The organism is Amycolatopsis sp. NPDC004169 (assembly GCF_040610315.1).
Lineage (GTDB): Bacteria > Actinomycetota > Actinomycetes > Mycobacteriales > Pseudonocardiaceae > Amycolatopsis.
Genome location: NZ_JBEXMD010000002.1, coordinates 360,873 through 376,602, shown reverse-complemented (window position 1 = coordinate 376,602; position 15,730 = coordinate 360,873). Strand labels below are relative to the sequence as shown.

Here is a 15,730-nt window from a genome sequence, read left to right as displayed (position 1 = left end):
CCGCCGAAAGCGTTGACTGTTGAGAATCAGACGAACCGGTGCCGCCCGGCGAGCGCACCGAAGGCCATCTGGACGCCGAGCAGGCCCAGCAGCATGGCCAGCGGCACCGTCCAGCCGCCCGCGAGGTCGTGCAGCAGGCTGAACAGGAACGGCCCGAGCGCGGCGAACAGGTAGCCGAACCCCTGGGCCATCCCGGACAGCCGGGCGGTGTCGGCGCCGGTCCGGGCGCGCAGCGCGATCACGGTCAGCGCCAGCGAGAAGTTGCTCATCCCGAGGCCGACGAGGATGCTCCAGAGCAGCGGCGACCACGACGGCGCGAGCATCAGCCCGGCGGTGCCGGCGAGGCCGAACACGCCGAGGGCCAGGATCCACGGGCTCTGCCCGCGCTGCCGGGCCGCCATCGGCGAGACGACGAGGCTGATCGGCACGGCGATCAGCGAGACCAGGCCGAACAGCAGGCCGGCTTGGTCGCGCGGCACGCCCGCGTCCATCAGCACCTGCGGGAACCAGCCCATCGCCGCGTAGGCGTAGAAGGCCTGCAGGCCGAAGAAGCCGGTGACGATCCAGGCCAGCCGGTTGCGCAGCAGCGACCGGCCACCTTCGGCGCCTTCGGCGGGGCGCGGTGTCCGGCCGGTGCCGCGAGCTGCGAAAATCCAGGTCACCAGCGCGACGACGGCGAGGACGGCCCAGCCGCCCAGCGCCGGGCGCCAGCCACCCAGCGCGTCGCCCAGCCGCGGGGTCACCGCCGAGCCGAGGGCGCCGCCGCCCTGCAGCGCGGCGGTGTAGACGCCGGTCAGCATGCCGATGCGCGCCGGGAAGGAGTCCTTGATGACGACCGGGATGAGCACGTTGATCAGGGCGATCCCGGCGGTCGCGACGAGCGTCCCGCCGAGCACCACGGCCGGTCCGTCGAGCACGCGCAGCACGAGCCCGGCGGCCAGGGCGGCCAGCGCGACCGCGATGGCGGCACCGATCCCGGCCCGGCGCGCGAGCAGCGGCGCGGCCAGCCCGGCACCGGCGAAGCAGAGCGTCGGCAACGTCGTGAGCACCCCGGCCCAGACCACGGACGCACCCAGGTCCGCCCGCATTTCGGCGAGCATCGGGCCGACGCCCGTGATGGCGGGCCGCAGGTTCAGGGCGGTGAGCACCACCGCGACCGCGAGCAGCGCCCCGGCCGCGACCACCCCCGGCGTCCGGATTTCGACGGCGCCGTCCAGTTCGGGTTCACGGTGTTCGACGGGCATGCCCGCTACTCTCTCATACGTAGGATGATTGGATGAAGGGATAATCCTGTGCCTCTGGCCACCACGCGCCGGACCGGCCTCGTCGACCAGGTCATCGAGCAGCTGCGGACCGCGGTCACGCAGGGCGAATGGCCGATCGGCGAACGCATCCCGACCGAAGCCGAACTCGTCGAGCAGCTCGGCGTCGGACGCAACACCGTCCGCGAAGCCGTGCGCGCGCTCGCGCACACCGGCCTGCTCGAGGTCCGGCAGGGCGACGGCACCTACGTGCGTGCCACGAGCGAGGTGTCCGGCGCGATCCGCCGGCTCTGCGGCTCGGAACTGCGCGAAGTCCTGCAGGTCCGGCGCACGCTGGAGGTCGAGGGCGCGCGGCTTGCGGCCGTCGAGCGGACCGACGAAGAGGTCGCCGAGCTGTGGTCGTTGCTCGCCCGCCGCGAGGCCAACCTGCGCGAAGGCCACTGGCAGGACTTCGCCCGCACGGACGCCGAGTTCCACTGTGCCGTGGTCAGCGCCGGCCACAACCGGCTGCTGACCGAGCTCTACCGCGGGTTGACCGAGGTCATCGCGGCCAGCATCGCGACGACGTCGAGCATCGCCCCGGGCGCCGACCACGCACCGGAGATCGGCCACGAAGGGCTCGCCCAGGCCATCGCCGACCGGGATCCGGAGCGTGCCGCCGCCGAGGCCTGCGGGTTCCTCGACGAGCTGCTGGAACGCGCCGAACGCGCCTGACCTGCGCGTTGCCCGCCGATGGCCCCCTAAGGGTGCCATTTCAGGGTTGTCGTGGCACCACCGTGGTGCCACAGTAATGCCATGGACCTGACGCCCTTCGTGGACAGCCTCCGCCGCGAGTTCGCGGTAGCCGCCGAGGCGGCCGGCGAGGACGCTGTCGCCCTGGCCGAACGGCTGGCCTCCCCGCTGGAGTCCGCCATCCGGCTCACCCTGCTCGACGCGCTGTCGACGGCGGCCGACGAAATCACCCGCGATCTCGCGCCCGGCTCCGTCGAAGTCCGCCTTCGCCGCCGCGAAGCCGAGTTCGCGGTTTCGCCGCCCACGGCGCCCGAACCGGCACCTGCCGAAGCACCACCACCGCCACCCGAGGCCGACGACGGCGCCGTCTCCCGGATCAACCTGCGGCTGCCCGACCAGCTGAAACAGCGGGTCGAGGAGGCCGCGAGCCGCGAGAAGCTCTCCATCAACGCCTGGCTCGTCCGGGCCGCGAACACCGCACTCGGCGCCGACACGAGCCGTCCCGCGCACCGCCGTTCCGTCTACGGCGAGAAGTACACCGGCTGGGTTCGCTGACCCGCCCGCTCTGACCAGCCAAAACACTCCCGACGCACCCCAGGAGGGCGCAGCCATGCCGTTTTTCGCCACCCCCGAGCCGATCACGGCCACCCTCGACGTCAGCGTGGCCGACGTCCGGATCGTCGCCGGCGACCGCACGGAAACCACCGTCGAGGTCGAGCCGGCCGACCCCGGCGACACCGAGGACGTCAAAGCCGCCGCCAAGACCCGCGTCGAATTCGCCGACGGCGAACTGCTGGTCAAGGGCCCGAAGTACACCACCAGGCTGTGGGGCAAGGGCGGGGCGCTGCACGTGACGGTCGAGCTGCCGGCCGGCTCCCGCGTCAAGGCGACGTCCGCGATGGGCGACTTCCGCGTCACCGGCCGTCTCGGTGACAGCAGGCTCAAGACGTCCGTGGGCGACATCCACCTCGACGAGACCTCGCGGCTGGAAGCGACCACCGCGACCGGTGACGTCTTCGTCGAGCGGGCCACCGACCACGCCGAGGTCGGCACCGGCTCGGGCGAGCTGCGGATCCGGGAGATCGACGGCACCGCTGTCCTGAAGAACTCCAACGGCGAGACCCGGGTCGGCGAGGTGACCGGCGACCTGCGGGTCAGCACGGCCAACGGCGACATCCTGGTCGACGTCGCCCACGCCGGCGTCCACGCCAAGACCGCCTCCGGCGACATCCGGCTCGGCGAGGTCATGCGCGACCGGGTCGTCCTCGAAACCGCCGTCGGCGAGATCGAGGTCGGCATCCGCGAGGGCAGCGCCGCCTGGCTCGAGCTCAACTCCCTGACCGGTGCGGTGCGCAACACGCTCACGCCGTCCGAAGGACCGGGCGAGACCAGCGACACGGTCGAGGTCAAGGCCCACACCTACACCGGCGACATCGTCATCCGCCGGGCCTGAAACTCCACGAAAACAAGGGGAATTCCATGTCAGACGCCATCGTGGCCGAGGGATTGGTCAAGAAGTACGGGAAGGTCACCGCGCTCGACGGGATGAGCCTGTCGGTGCCGGAAGGCACGGTGCTGGGGGTGCTCGGGCCGAACGGCGCCGGGAAGACCACCACCGTCCAGATCCTCACGACGCTGCAGAAGCCGGACGCGGGCCGCGCGACGGTCGCCGGGTTCGACGTCGTGCAGGATGCGCACGAACTGCGCTCGCACATCGGCGCTTCGGGGCAGTACGCCGCCGTCGACCAGGAGCTGACCGGGGCGGAGAACCTGGAGATGGTCGGCAGGCTGTACCACCTGGGCACCAAGCGGGCCAAGGCCCGCGGCCGGGAGCTGCTCGCCCGGTTCAGCCTGGAGGACGCCGCCGACCGCCCGGTGAAGGGCTACTCCGGCGGCATGCGGCGCCGGCTCGACCTGGCCGGCGCGCTGGTGGCCAACCCGCCGGTGCTGTTCCTCGACGAGCCGACCACCGGGCTCGACCCGCGCGCCCGCACCGAGCTGTGGGACGTCATCACCGAGCTGGTCGCGGGCGGCACCACGTTGCTGCTCACCACGCAGTACCTGGAAGAGGCCGACCGGCTGGCCGACAGCATCGCCGTCGTCGACCACGGCCGGGTGATCGCCCGCGGCACGGCCGACGAGCTCAAGGACCTCGTCGGCGGCGAGCGCATCGAGCTGACCGTCGGCACCCACGACGACGTCCTCGTGGCCCGCCGCGCGCTGGCCCGGCTGGCCAGCGGCGAGCCTCAGGCCGAAGCGTTCCGGCTCACCGTGCCCGTGACCCACGGCGCGAAAGCGCTTACCGAAGCATTGGCGATCCTGGCCGCGGAAGGCGTCGACGTCCGCGACGTCGGTGTCCGCCGTCCCACCCTCGACGACGTTTTCCTCACTCTGACCGGCCACGAGACGGCCGAACCCGCGAAGGAGGCCGTGTGATGAACGCGGTGCAGATGGCCGTCACCGACGGCGTGACGGTGGCCAAGCGCAACTCGATCAAGATCGTCCGGTCGCTGGACCTGCTCGGGTCCATCGTGTTCATGCCGGTGATGTTCGTGCTGCTCTTCGGCTACGTGTTCGGCAGCGTGATCGACATCCCCGGGATGTCCTACCGCGAGTTCATGCTCCCGGGGATCTTCACCCTGGCGGTGGCGATGGGCAGCATCGTGACCGGCTACGGGCTCACCGACGACCTGCAGAAGGGCATCATCGACCGGTTCCGGTCGCTGCCGATGTCACCGGCGGCGGTGCTGATCGGCCGCACCACCGCCGACCTGATCCTCAACGTGACGAGCCTGCTCATCATGGGACTCGTCGGCCTGCTGGTTGGCTGGCGCATCCACACCGGCGTCTTCGAGGCCCTCGGCGGCGTGCTCCTGCTGCTCGCCTTCGCCTACGCGCTGTCGTGGGTGATGGGGACGCTCGGCCTGGCCGTGCGCAAGCCCGAGGTGTTCAACAACGTCTCGAGCGTGGCGATCTTCCCGCTGACGTTCCTGGCCAACACGTTCGTCGACAGCGGCCGCCTGCCCACCCCGCTGCGGGTGATCGCGGACTGGAACCCGGTCTCGGCGATCACCCAGGCGTCCCGGGAGCTGTTCGGCAACACGAGCGCGGCCATGCCGGTGCACGACGCCTGGCCGATGCAGCACGCCGTGCTCGCCTCGGTGCTGTGGATCGCGCTGCTGCTGGTGATCTTCGTGCCGCTCTCGGTGCGCTGCTACAAGAAGGCCACCAGCCACTGACTCAGGGCAGCGTGAGGATCTCGCTGCCGTCGGCCGTCACCACGAGGGTGTGCTCGAACTGGGCCGTCCACTTCTTGTCCTTCGTGGTGACGGTCCAGTCGTCGGACCAGATGTCGTAGTCGATGGTGCCCAGGGTGATCATCGGCTCGATCGTGAAGGTCATGCCCTCCTCGATGATCGTGTCGACGGAGGGCTCTTCGTAGTGCAGGACCGTCGGCGGCGTGTGGAACGCCGGGCCGACGCCGTGGCCGGTGAAGTCGCGGACCACGCCGTAGCCGAAGCGCTTGGCGTAGGACTCGATCACCCGGCCGATGACGTTGAGCTGACGGCCCGGCCGGACCGCCTTGATCGCCCGCATGGTCGCCTCGCGGGTGCGCTCCACCAGCAGGCGGACCTCCTCGGAGACGTCGCCGGCCAGGAAGGTCGCGTTCGTGTCGCCGTGGACGCCGCCGATGAAGGCGGTGACGTCGATGTTGCAGATGTCACCGTCCTCGATCACCGTCGAGTCCGGGATGCCGTGGCAGATCACCTCGTTGAGCGACGTGCAGCACGACTTCGGGAACCGGCGGTAACCCAGCGTCGAGGGGTAGGCGTGGTGGTCGAGCAGGAACTCGTGCACCACCTTGTCGATGTCGTCCGTGGTGGCGCCCGGCTTGACGGCCTTGCCGCCTTCCTCCAGTGCCTGCGCCGCGATGCGGCCGGCGACCCGCATCTTCTCGATCACCTCGGGCGTGCGCACGCCGTTGCCGGTGTCCCGCTTCGGCGCCGGCTTGTCCACGTACTCGGGACGGGCGATGGAACTGGGGACGTCACGGCGCGGCGTCTGGACGCCGGGAACGAGCGGGGCACGAACGGACATGCCTCCACCTTACGACGGTCCGCTCAGCCGATCCCCGCCAGGAACCGGTGCGCGGCCTGCACCGCCGGTTTGGACGACCCGGCGTCGGTCAGCAGGACGGCGAACGCCAGGTCACCGCGGTAGCCGACGAACCAGCCGTGCGAGCGGGAGCCGTCGCCGAACTGGGCGGTGCCGGTCTTGCCCGCGACGTCGGGGATGTCCCGCAGCCCGGTCGCGGTGCCGCTGGTGACGACCTCCCGCATCATCCCGCGCAGCGCGTCGAGGACCTCCTGCGACGGCGGGTCACCGACGTTCTTCGTCGTCGCCGGCATGCCCTTGACGATCGACGGCGACGGCACCTTCCCGGCCTGCACGGTGGCCGCGACCAGCGCCATCCCGAACGGGCTGGTCAGCACCGTGCCCTGGCCGAAGCCGTTTTCCGCCCGCTGGACGGCGGAGTCGCTGGCCGGGACGTCCCCGGTGACCGTGGTCAGGCCCGGGACGACGAAGTCGGCGCCGAGGCCGAACGAGCGGGCGGTGTCGGTGAGCGCCGACCCCGGCAGGCCGGCGGCGAGCCGGGCGAAGGTCGTGTTGCAGGACCGCGCGAACGCCGTCTTCAGCGGCACCCGGCCCAGGTCGAAGCGGCCTTCGTTCGGGACGACGCGGTTTTCGATCGTCGTCGAGCCCGGGCAGTCGACCGGGCTGTCCGCCTCGGTGTCACCCGTGGCCAGCGCGGCCGCGGCCGTGACGATCTTGAACGTCGAGCCCGGCGGGTAGCGCCCGGACAGCGCCAGCGAGCCCTCTTCGTCGGCGGCGTCGTTCTGGGCGACCGCGAGGATGTCCCCGCTCGAGGGCTGGATCGCGACCAGGGCGGCGGAGTACGGCTCGGTTTCGAGGGCCTTCTCGGCGGCGGCTTGGACCTTCGCGCTCAGCGTGCTGGTGACGGCGGGCGCGGGCCGCGGCGGCTCGGCCTTGAGCTCGGCCGCCTCGCCGCCGGTGACGTCGCGGGTGACGATCCGCCAGCCCGCCGCCCCGGCCAGCTGCTGCTCGACCAGGGCGCGGATGCCCGGCAGGACCTGCTGCCCGGACCCGCGCGTCACCGGGAGCAGCCGCTCCTGGCTGGCGAAGCGGACGCCGGGCAGGTCGTAGATCACCGGCTTGACCCGCTGGTAGTCCCCGGCGCGCAGGGTGATCACGGGGTAGGCGTCGCCGGGCTTGGTCTTGTTCATCCCGTCCAGCACGGACCGGCCGGTGACCGACGGCTCGTACCGGTGCAGGGCCTTGGCCAGCGTCCCCGCGACGGCGCTCACGTCCCCCGTCTTCTGCGGGTCGACGACCACCCCGATCACGGTCTGCGGGCGCATCAGCGCCACCCCGTCGCGGTCGAGGACCGGCGCCGTCTCGGGCAGCTGCGGCAGCAGGCCGAGGGTCTGGCCGACGGCCAGCTGCGGGTGCACGACCGTCGGCTGCCAGTGCACCTGCCAGCCGGTTTCGGCCGCCCGCAGCTGGGCGTCGGCGCGGTAGGACCAGGTGCGGCCGTGCTGGAGGTGCCAGGTGAGCCGGTAGCCGGCGGTCACGACGTCGCCGTCCGGCTGCTTCACCTCTTCGTCGTCGACCTCGAGGGCCTCGGGGTCGAGCACGCCGCGGACCTGGCTCAGCACGGTTTTCGCGGCGTCGGGCGAATCGGTGTTCGCCGCCGCGGTGGCGACGTCCCCGGACGCGACGGCGTCCAGGAAGGCCGAGAGGGCGTCCTCGGGACCGTCGCCCGAGCACCCGGCCGTGGTCGCGGCGACGAGCAGCAGCGCCGCGAGAGCACGGTGTCGACGTGCACTCATGGCCGGATGATGCCTGGTCACAGCGGTGCGGTGGCTTCGCAACACCGCCACGGAAGAGTGGTTAGAACAGCACCGTCGCGTACTGGCCGACCTGCTGGAACCCGATCTTGCGGTAAGCGGCGAGGGCGGGGGTGTTGAAGGCGTTGACGTACAGGCTCGCCGTGCGGCCCAGTCCGCGGACGAGCCGGTTCACGACCGCGGCGGTGCCGGCGGTGCCGAGCCCGTCGCCGCGGCGGTCCGGGTGCACCCAGACGCCCTGGATCTGCCCGACGGTGGCCGACATGGCGCCGATCTCGGCCTTGAAGACGACTTCGCCGTCCTCGAAGCGGGCGAACGCGCGGCCGGCCCCGATCAGCTCGGTGACCCGGGCCCGGTAGCTGGCGCCGCCGTCACCGCTGCGCGGGTCGACGCCGACCTCCTCGATGAACATCGAGACGGCCGCGGGCAGGTACCGCTCGAGCTCGTCCGGCCGGACCGGCCGCACCAGCCGATCGGCGTCGACGAGCGGTGTGCTGTCCAGGGCCATCAGCGGCTGGTCGTCGCGGACCTCGCGAGCCGGGCCCCACTCCCCTTCGAGCTCGTCCCACAGGCCGAGGACCTGCTCGGCCGGGCCGACCAGCGACGAGCAGGTGCGCTGGCGCCGCAGCGCGCGGTCGGCGAAGGAGCGCAACGCGGGCGCGTTGCCGCGCAGCGGGATGAGGTTCGGCCCGGAGAAGCACAGCCCTTGGAGCCGTCCGGCCCGGACCGGACGGCTGTCGGCGGCCCAGAGCTCACCACCGAGCCGCCACGGGTCGAGGCCCGCAGCCTCGACCCGCGCGCTGACCATGCAGCTGCCCACGGGATCCGCGGCCAGAGCGGCACGGACCGCCGGATAGTCCCGATCATCGAGCAGCCGTGCACCTGCAAGCCGCAACACGGGCTCCAGGGTGCCAGATTCGTCTGCTAAACGGAACGCAAGCCTTCCGACACGCTGAGATGAACGACCGGAGCCGGCCACCTCGGACGGCCGAGCACGTCGCGAATGCCCCTTTCGCGGCACTCCGCGGCCGGGTCGCTCAGGCGCCGCGGTAGGTGCCGATCGTCCAGGCGTTGCCTTCCGGATCGCGCAGGCTGAACGTGTGCGAGCCGTAGTCGGTGTCCGTCAGCTCGGCCGTGATCTCCGCACCCGCGGCCTTCGCCCGCGCATAGACCTCGTCCACCTGGTCCGACACGACGTACACCGCGGACGCGCCGGGCTTCATCGCGTCGTGGACGCCGTCCGGCGGGCGGACGCTGCCCAGCATCACCGCGCCGCCCTCGGGCCGGCGCAGCTCGGCGTGCGCGATCAGGTCGCCATCGGGGACCACCAGCGTCTCGGTGAAGCCCAGGACGTCGACGAGGAAGCGGATCGCGGCCGGGGCGTCGTCGTACCGGAGGGCGGGCCAGACGTTCGGTTCGGGAGTCATGCCGTCAGCTTCGCCCCACCTCCGCCTCCTGGTCTTGGAGGAACGGGAGCTCCTCGGCGATCCACGTGCCCGGCGTGCAGCCCGCGAGCGCGCGCCACTCGTTGGTCAGGTGCGCCTGGTCGTAGAACCCGCACTCCGCGGCCAGCGCCGCCAGGTCCGTGTGCCCGCGCCGCAGCAGGCGCCCGGCCCGCTCGAACCGCAGCACCCGCGCCGCCTGCTTCGGCGCCAGCCCCAGCTCCGCGCGGAAGCGCTCACCCAGGTGGCGACGGCTCCAGCCGACCTCACCGGCCAGGTCCGCGACGCGCACCCGCCCGTCCGCACCCCGCAGCCGGCGCCACGCCTCCCCCAGCTCCGGCGGCGGCACCACCGGCTCGACGGCCCGGGCGGCCAGGACCTCGTCCAGCAGCGCGAACCGCTCGCGCCAGGACAGCTCCCGCAGCCGGTCCGGCAGCCGGCCGAGGCCGAAGTCGGCGAGGTCGGCCACCTCGCCGCTCAGCTCCGCCGCCGTGACCCCGAAGAGCGTCCGCACGCCCAGCGGGTCGAGCTCCAGCTGAACGCCCTCCTGCACGCGGTCCTGCCGGATCAGGACCGCGCTCGTGTGGAGGCCGCCGACCAGCGCCTGCAGGCTCCGCCCGGCCATGCGCACCGGCCCGGCGAGGCTGATGACGAGCGTCACGTGCCGGGACGGCAGGCCGCGGTGGACGGCCAGCGTGACCTCGTCCTGCGCGTACCCGACATAGCGCGTGACCAGGGGCCGCACCACCGGGTGCGGCTCGTGGATGGCCCAGGTCACGCTCACGAAACCAGCGTAATCGTGACCACCGACAGTTTTCGGTTCTGATAACACGGACGTGCGTCCCCACCGCGGAAGGAACCACCCGATGACGATCCAGGAGCAGGCGCAGCAGCTGGAGCTGCTCGCCGACCAGGTGCCGACCGGCATCGCGCTCGCCACCAAGAGCGACCTCGAAGACCTCCAGGCCCAGGTGCTCGGCCTGCTCGGGGAGACGTCCACCGCGACCGCGATCCAGGGCGCCATCCAGCTGGCTTCGCAGCAGATCGACGAGGTCGCGGCCGCGCTCGAGAACGTGCGCCTGCAGATCCGGGACGCCGCCCAGCACCACCTACAGGGCTGATGACGCGCCGAAGCCCTCCTCACCCGCCGGGTGGGGAGGGTTTCGGCGAACGGATTCAGCCGGCCGTGACCACCGGCGCACCTTCGCCGAGGGATTCGCCCGCCTCTTCGGCGATGCGCATGGCCTCCTCGATGAGCGTCTCGACGATCGCGTGCTCGGGCACGGTCTTGATGACCTCGCCCTTGACGAAGATCTGGCCCTTGCCGTTGCCGGAAGCGACACCCAGGTCGGCCTCGCGGGCCTCGCCCGGGCCGTTGACGACGCAGCCCATGACGGCCACGCGCAGCGGGATCTCCATGCCCTCGAGCCCGGCGGTGACCTGCTCGGCGAGGGTGTAGACGTCCACCTGCGCACGCCCGCACGACGGGCACGACACGATCTCCAGCTTCCGCGGCCGCAGGTTCAGCGACTGCAGGATCTGGATGCCGACCTTGACCTCTTCGACCGGCGGCGCGGACAGCGACACGCGGATCGTGTCGCCGATGCCCTGGCGCAGCAGCGCACCGAACGCCACCGCCGACTTGATCGTGCCCTGGAACGCCGGGCCGGCCTCGGTGACCCCGAGGTGCAGCGGGTAGTCGCACTGCTCGGCCAGCAACTCGTAGGCGCGCACCATGACCACCGGGTCGTTGTGCTTCACCGAGATCTTGATGTCGTGGAAGTCGTGCTCGGCGAACAGCGACGCCTCCCACAGCGCCGACTCCGCGAGCGCTTCGGGGGTGGCCTTGCCGTACTTGTCCATGATCCGCTTGTCGAGCGAGCCGGCGTTGACGCCGATCCGGATCGGCGTGCCGTGGTCCTTCGCGGCCTGGGCGATCTCCTTGACCTGGTCGTCGAACTTCCGGATGTTGCCCGGGTTGACGCGGACCGCGGCGCAGCCGGCCTCGATCGCGGCGAAGACGTACTTCGGCTGGAAGTGGATGTCGGCGATCACCGGGATCTGCGACTTCTTCGCGATCGCGGGCAGCGCCTCGGCGTCGTCGGCCGACGGGCAGGCCACGCGGACGATGTCGCAGCCCGCCGCGGTCAGCTCGGCGATCTGCTGCAGGGTCGCGTTGACGTCCGAGGTGAGTGTCGTCGTCATCGACTGGACGGAAATCGGGTGGTCGCTGCCCACGCCGACCGTACCCACCTGGAGCTGGCGGGTCTTGCGGCGCTCGGACAGGACGGGCGGGGGCAGGGCGGGCATACCGAGTGCGACGGTCACGCCTTCCAGCGTACCCACCCCTACTGGGGCACCTTCACCATGTCAACCGTCACGGTGAGCAGCATTACGGCCGGGGTGAGCGGCCGCCGGCGGGCCGCCACCCCTCCGTGGAACTCATTGGCCGATCCGGATCGGGTTGACGATGTCCGCGGTCACCGTGAGTAGGGTCACCGCGCCGCCGATGAGCACCAGGACCATCGTGATGCCGGACAGCTTCGTGTAGTCGACGGGACCGGCGGCCGCCTTGCCGCGCCGGGCGCGGATCCAGTCGCGGACGCGCTCGTACCAGACCACCGCGATGTGCCCGCCGTCCAGCGGCAGCAGCGGCAGCAGGTTGAACACGCCGATGAAGAAGTTCAGGCTGGCCAGCAGGAAGAAGAACAGCACCCAGATGCCCTGCTCGACGGCCTCGCCGCCGATCCGGCTCGCGCCGACGACGCTGACCGGGGTGTTCGGGTCGCGCTCGCCGCCGAAGATCGCGGTGACCACGGCGGGGATGCGCTCGGGGAACTGCACGAGCCGCTGGGCCGTCTCGGCGAACATCGTGCCGGTGAAGCTGAAGGTGGCGCCGATCGCGGCGACCGGGCCGTACTGGGTGGTCAGCGCCGGCACCTCGGGCGTGGCGCCGATCATGCCGACCTCCTTGACGGCCTTGCCGTTCCAGCGCTGCACCTTCGGCACGTCGACGGTGAGCCGGAGCCGCTCGGCGCCGCGCTGCACCTCGAACACCGTCGGGCCGCTGGTGGCCTGCACGGCCGTCAGCATCTCCTCCCAGGTCGCGACCGGCTTCCCGCCGACGGTGAGCACCTTGTCACCGGGCAGCAGCCCGGCCGACTTCGCCGGGGTGGGCGCCCCCGCCGGGCAGGTCGGGTTCTTGGCCTGGGCCTCGGCCTGCTCCTTCGACGTCGTCGGGACGGCGCAGGAGGTCGAGGCCAGCACGGGCTGGGTCGGCGCGGCGGCCGCCAGGCTGGGCAGGCCCATGGTCACGGCCATCAGGTAGAGGACCACGAAGCCGAGGATGAAGTGGGTGATCGACCCGGCCGACATCACGACGGTGCGCTTCCAGGTCTTGAACCGCCACATCGCGCGCGGCGCCTCGTCCGGCGTCACCTCGTCGAGCGCGGTCATGCCGGCGATGTCGCAGAACCCGCCGAGCGGGATCCACTTCAGTCCGTATTCGGTCTCGCCGCGGCGCCACGAGAACACCGTCGGCCCGAAGCCGACGAAGTACCGGCGGACCTTCATGCCGAAGGCCTTGGCGGTGACCATGTGGCCGGCTTCGTGCAGCGCGACCGAGACACAGATGCCCAGCGCGAAGAGCACCACACCGATGATGTAGGCGAGCACCCGCTACTTCCCCTCGATGATCGAACCGGCCCGCGCACGAGCCCAGCGCTCGGCCGCGAGTACGTCCTCCACGTCGCGTGGTTCGCGACGCCATTCGTCGGCGGCTCCCACCACCTCGGAAACAGTGTCCACTATCGACGTGAAGCCGGTGTTCTGCGCGAGGAAGGCCGCGACGAGCGTCTCGTTCGCGGCGTTGTACACCGCGGGCAGGCAACCCCCCACGCCGCCGCAGTGGCGGGCCAGCTCCACGGCGGGGAACGCCTCGTTGTCCAGCGGCTCGAACGTCCAGGTCGCGGCGGTGTCCCAGGTGCACGCGGCGGCGGCGCCGGGCACCCGGTCGGGCCAGTGCAGCGCGAGCGCGATCGGCAGCCGCATGTCGGGCGGGCTGGCCTGGGCGATCGTCGAGCCGTCGGCGAAGGTCACCATCGAGTGCACGATCGACTGCGGGTGCACGGTGACGTCGATCTTCTCCGGCTCGATGTCGAACAGCAGGGCCGCCTCGATCAGCTCCAGGCCCTTGTTGACCAGGGTGGCGGAGTTGATCGTGATGAGCGGGCCCATGGACCAGGTCGGGTGCGCCATCGCCTGCTCGACGGTGACGCCGGCCAGGTCGGCGCGCTTGCGGCCGCGGAACGGGCCGCCGGAGGCGGTGAGGACGAGCCGGGCGACCTCGCTGCGGTGCCCGGCCCGCAGCGCCTGCGCGATGGCGGAGTGCTCGGAGTCGACGGGCACGAGCTGCCCGGGCTTGGCGGCGGCGAGCACCAGCGGCCCCCCGGCGATGAGCGACTCCTTGTTGGCCAGGGCGAGGGTGGCGCCGGTGGCGAGCGCCTTGAGCGTCGGCTCGAGCCCGCGGGAGCCCGGGAGCGCGTTGAGGACGGTGTCGACGGCGACGGCGTCGATCAGCTCGGTGACGGCGTCGGAGCCGGCGAACAGCCTCGGGAGCTTGAAGTCGCCCTGCGCGTACCCGCGCTTCTGCGCCTCGGCGTACAGCGCCAGCTGGACATCCTCGGCGGCGGTGGCCCTGGTCACGGCGACGGCTTCGACACCGTGGGCGATCGCCTGCGCGGCCAGAGCGGCCGGATCGGCCCCACCGGCGGCGATCCCGGCGACCCGGAACAGGTGCGGGTTGCGCGCGGCGACGTCGAGGGCCTGCACGCCGATGGACCCGGTCGAGCCGAGCACGAGAACGCTTCGCGAGGTAGTCATCGCCGGTCATTGTCGCGCGGGCCGTCTCCGCGGCGCACCCGGAGGTGTGGGATCATCGGCGGGTCCGAGGTTCACGGGGTTTGAGGAGTTCATCGTGGCAGGCAAGGCGGTCGAGAAGAGGCGGCCCGAGGTCGACCCGCGCGACGAGCCGTCCGCGGCCTGGGGCTGGCACGGCTCGTTCCCGAAGGCCACCCGCATCGCCGGCTGGGTCAGCGCGATCATCCTGCTGGTGATGATCAAGGGCAACCACGAGAACAACACCGAGAACGTGTGGCTGGTGGGCCTGTCGCTGTTCCTCGTGCTGCTGCTGGTGCTGGACATCCGCAAGCAGCGCACGGCCTGGCGCAAGTAGTCGGTTTTTCGCTAACGTCCCCGGCATGAAGCTGCGCTGGGGACTTGCCGTTCTGTCCGTGCTGGGTGCCCTGGTGGCGGCTCCTGCGCCGGCATCCGCTTCGGTGCCGTTGGTCCGGTGCGAGTTCACGCCCACCCCGGACAACCCGGCGGCCCGTCCGGTGGTGCGTCCTTTGCCTGTGGCTTTGACGCGCGGGACGGTGGACGTGACGTTCCGGTTCAACTACGGGCCGGTGACGGTGCGCCTGGATCGCGGCGGGGCGGCGCCCTGCGCGGTGCACAACATGGTGTCGCTGGTGCTGCAGCGGTTCTACGACCGGTCGCAGTGCTGGAGGCTTTCCAACTCGGCTCGGCTCGGCGTGCTCCAGTGCGGGGACATCTACGAGGTGGAGAAGGGCGGGCCGGGGTACAAGTTCCCGGACGAGGTCTCGGGCGCCGAGACGTACCCGCGCGGGACGATCGCGATGGGGAACCAGGGACCGGGGACGAACGGGTCGGAGTTCTTCATCGTGCACTCGTTCGCGAACATCCCGGCCAATTACTCGGTGATGGGGCGGGTGGTTCGGGGGATGTCGGCCATTGACCGGATGGTGGCGGACGGGATCATCCCGACCGATCCGGATGGGCCGCTGGATGGTGCTCCGGCCAAGCCGGTGAAGATCCAGCGAGCCACGGTCGGCTGGTGACTTCGAGCGATTCCGCACTGAGCCGGCAAGCGATCCGATCTTCGCCGACTACGAATTCGACCGAGTCTCGTCAATCAGGTCAATCATCTCAAAAACCTCCGACGAGCTTGGCTCAAATGGCGAGCAGAAAGATTCCAACGCCTCGAACTTCTCCTCCCGACTCCACTCCGACCACACCGGAAGCTCGACTGCGTACGTAACAATCACCTCCCTTTCATAATTACGCCCAGACCACCTTCCCCATTTTCTCCATGCGGCAACACTGCCAGAATCGCCATCTTCTTCGTAAGCTGCCACCAGACTGGCCGCGAGACGCTTGCAGGCTTCCGCCAGAATTGGACTTCCGAAGTAAGGCTCGAAGGCGCTGGGATTGTCGAACTTGGCACGCACGATTGCAGCAATCAGGATTCTTGTCTCGTCAACGGAAAAATCTACATTCATCTCAC

18 protein-coding genes are annotated in these 15,730 nt (G+C 71.0%); 8 read left to right on the top strand and 10 right to left on the bottom strand.

What is annotated here, in order from left to right; genetic code table 11:
- Positions 1–26: 26 nt before the first annotated feature.
- Entirely contained in the window at positions 27–1,244 is a 1,218-nt protein-coding gene (locus tag ABZX11_RS04445; protein WP_354909785.1) for an MFS transporter, read from the bottom strand.
- Between the two features lie 48 nt (positions 1,245–1,292).
- Between ABZX11_RS04445 and ABZX11_RS04440 the strand changes: the two genes are divergently transcribed.
- From ABZX11_RS04440 to ABZX11_RS04420, 5 genes are all read left to right on the top strand, one after another.
- Positions 1,293–1,976, top strand: a complete 684-nt coding sequence (locus ABZX11_RS04440) for a FadR/GntR family transcriptional regulator (RefSeq protein WP_176172075.1) — start codon at positions 1,293–1,295, stop codon at positions 1,974–1,976.
- An 81-nt stretch (positions 1,977–2,057) separates the two neighbouring features.
- Positions 2,058–2,549, top strand: a complete 492-nt coding sequence (locus ABZX11_RS04435) for a hypothetical protein (RefSeq protein ID WP_354909783.1) — start codon at positions 2,058–2,060, stop codon at positions 2,547–2,549.
- A gap of 55 nt (positions 2,550–2,604) precedes the next feature.
- On the top strand, positions 2,605–3,447 hold the full coding sequence (locus tag ABZX11_RS04430; protein WP_354909781.1) for a DUF4097 family beta strand repeat-containing protein: 843 nt from the start codon (positions 2,605–2,607) through the stop codon (positions 3,445–3,447).
- Positions 3,448–3,473: 26 nt separating this feature from the next.
- Positions 3,474–4,430 (top strand): ATP-binding cassette domain-containing protein, encoded by a 957-nt coding sequence (locus ABZX11_RS04425; protein ID WP_354909778.1) that lies wholly within the window; start codon positions 3,474–3,476, stop codon positions 4,428–4,430.
- Complete coding sequence (locus ABZX11_RS04420) at positions 4,430–5,233, top strand: ABC transporter permease (RefSeq protein ID WP_354909776.1); 804 nt, start codon at positions 4,430–4,432, stop codon at positions 5,231–5,233. The genes ABZX11_RS04425 and ABZX11_RS04420 overlap by 1 nt, the downstream gene beginning before the upstream one ends.
- Before the next feature lies 1 nt (position 5,234).
- On the opposite strand, the gene map is transcribed toward ABZX11_RS04420, so the two are convergent.
- From map to ABZX11_RS04395, 5 genes are all read right to left on the bottom strand, one after another.
- Positions 5,235–6,092: a type I methionyl aminopeptidase gene (gene map / locus ABZX11_RS04415; RefSeq protein ID WP_176172080.1), complete on the bottom strand. Its 858-nt coding sequence runs from the start codon at positions 6,090–6,092 to the stop codon at positions 5,235–5,237.
- A 23-nt stretch (positions 6,093–6,115) separates the two neighbouring features.
- Complete coding sequence (locus ABZX11_RS04410) at positions 6,116–7,906, bottom strand: penicillin-binding transpeptidase domain-containing protein (RefSeq protein WP_354909773.1); 1,791 nt, start codon at positions 7,904–7,906, stop codon at positions 6,116–6,118.
- 61 nt (positions 7,907–7,967) lie between these two features.
- The gene (locus ABZX11_RS04405) at positions 7,968–8,822 is read right to left on the bottom strand and encodes a GNAT family N-acetyltransferase (RefSeq protein WP_354909771.1); all 855 of its coding nucleotides are present in this window, start codon (positions 8,820–8,822) and stop codon (positions 7,968–7,970) included.
- 139 nt (positions 8,823–8,961) lie between these two features.
- Positions 8,962–9,351 carry a VOC family protein gene (locus ABZX11_RS04400; protein WP_354909768.1) on the bottom strand — a complete coding sequence of 130 codons (390 nt, stop codon included), beginning with the start codon at positions 9,349–9,351 and terminating at the stop codon, positions 8,962–8,964.
- A 4-nt stretch (positions 9,352–9,355) separates the two neighbouring features.
- Positions 9,356–10,150, bottom strand: coding sequence for an AraC family transcriptional regulator (locus ABZX11_RS04395; RefSeq protein ID WP_354909766.1), 795 nt, complete (start codon positions 10,148–10,150; stop codon positions 9,356–9,358).
- A gap of 82 nt (positions 10,151–10,232) precedes the next feature.
- Between ABZX11_RS04395 and ABZX11_RS04390 the strand changes: the two genes are divergently transcribed.
- Positions 10,233–10,487 carry a hypothetical protein gene (locus ABZX11_RS04390; RefSeq protein WP_003057586.1) on the top strand — a complete coding sequence of 85 codons (255 nt, stop codon included), beginning with the start codon at positions 10,233–10,235 and terminating at the stop codon, positions 10,485–10,487.
- A 55-nt stretch (positions 10,488–10,542) separates the two neighbouring features.
- On the opposite strand, the gene ispG is transcribed toward ABZX11_RS04390, so the two are convergent.
- From ispG to dxr, 3 genes are all read right to left on the bottom strand, one after another.
- Positions 10,543–11,694, bottom strand: coding sequence for a flavodoxin-dependent (E)-4-hydroxy-3-methylbut-2-enyl-diphosphate synthase (gene ispG / locus ABZX11_RS04385; RefSeq protein WP_176172084.1), 1,152 nt, complete (start codon positions 11,692–11,694; stop codon positions 10,543–10,545).
- Between the two features lie 114 nt (positions 11,695–11,808).
- The gene (locus tag ABZX11_RS04380; RefSeq protein ID WP_354909764.1) at positions 11,809–13,041 is read right to left on the bottom strand and encodes a site-2 protease family protein; all 1,233 of its coding nucleotides are present in this window, start codon (positions 13,039–13,041) and stop codon (positions 11,809–11,811) included.
- Positions 13,042–13,044: 3 nt separating this feature from the next.
- Entirely contained in the window at positions 13,045–14,247 is a 1,203-nt protein-coding gene (gene dxr, locus ABZX11_RS04375) for a 1-deoxy-D-xylulose-5-phosphate reductoisomerase (protein ID WP_176172086.1), read from the bottom strand.
- A 94-nt stretch (positions 14,248–14,341) separates the two neighbouring features.
- On the opposite strand from dxr, the gene ABZX11_RS04370 reads away from it, so the two are divergent.
- The gene (locus ABZX11_RS04370; RefSeq protein WP_176172087.1) at positions 14,342–14,599 is read left to right on the top strand and encodes a DUF2631 domain-containing protein; all 258 of its coding nucleotides are present in this window, start codon (positions 14,342–14,344) and stop codon (positions 14,597–14,599) included.
- 25 nt (positions 14,600–14,624) lie between these two features.
- A complete protein-coding gene (locus ABZX11_RS04365; RefSeq protein WP_354909761.1) occupies positions 14,625–15,284 on the top strand; it encodes a peptidylprolyl isomerase in 660 nt (219 codons plus the stop codon).
- 48 nt (positions 15,285–15,332) lie between these two features.
- Here ABZX11_RS04365 and ABZX11_RS04360 read toward each other — a convergent pair whose 3' ends face one another.
- Positions 15,333–15,725 carry a hypothetical protein gene (locus ABZX11_RS04360; RefSeq protein ID WP_354909759.1) on the bottom strand — a complete coding sequence of 131 codons (393 nt, stop codon included), beginning with the start codon at positions 15,723–15,725 and terminating at the stop codon, positions 15,333–15,335.
- Positions 15,726–15,730 lie beyond the last annotated feature (5 nt).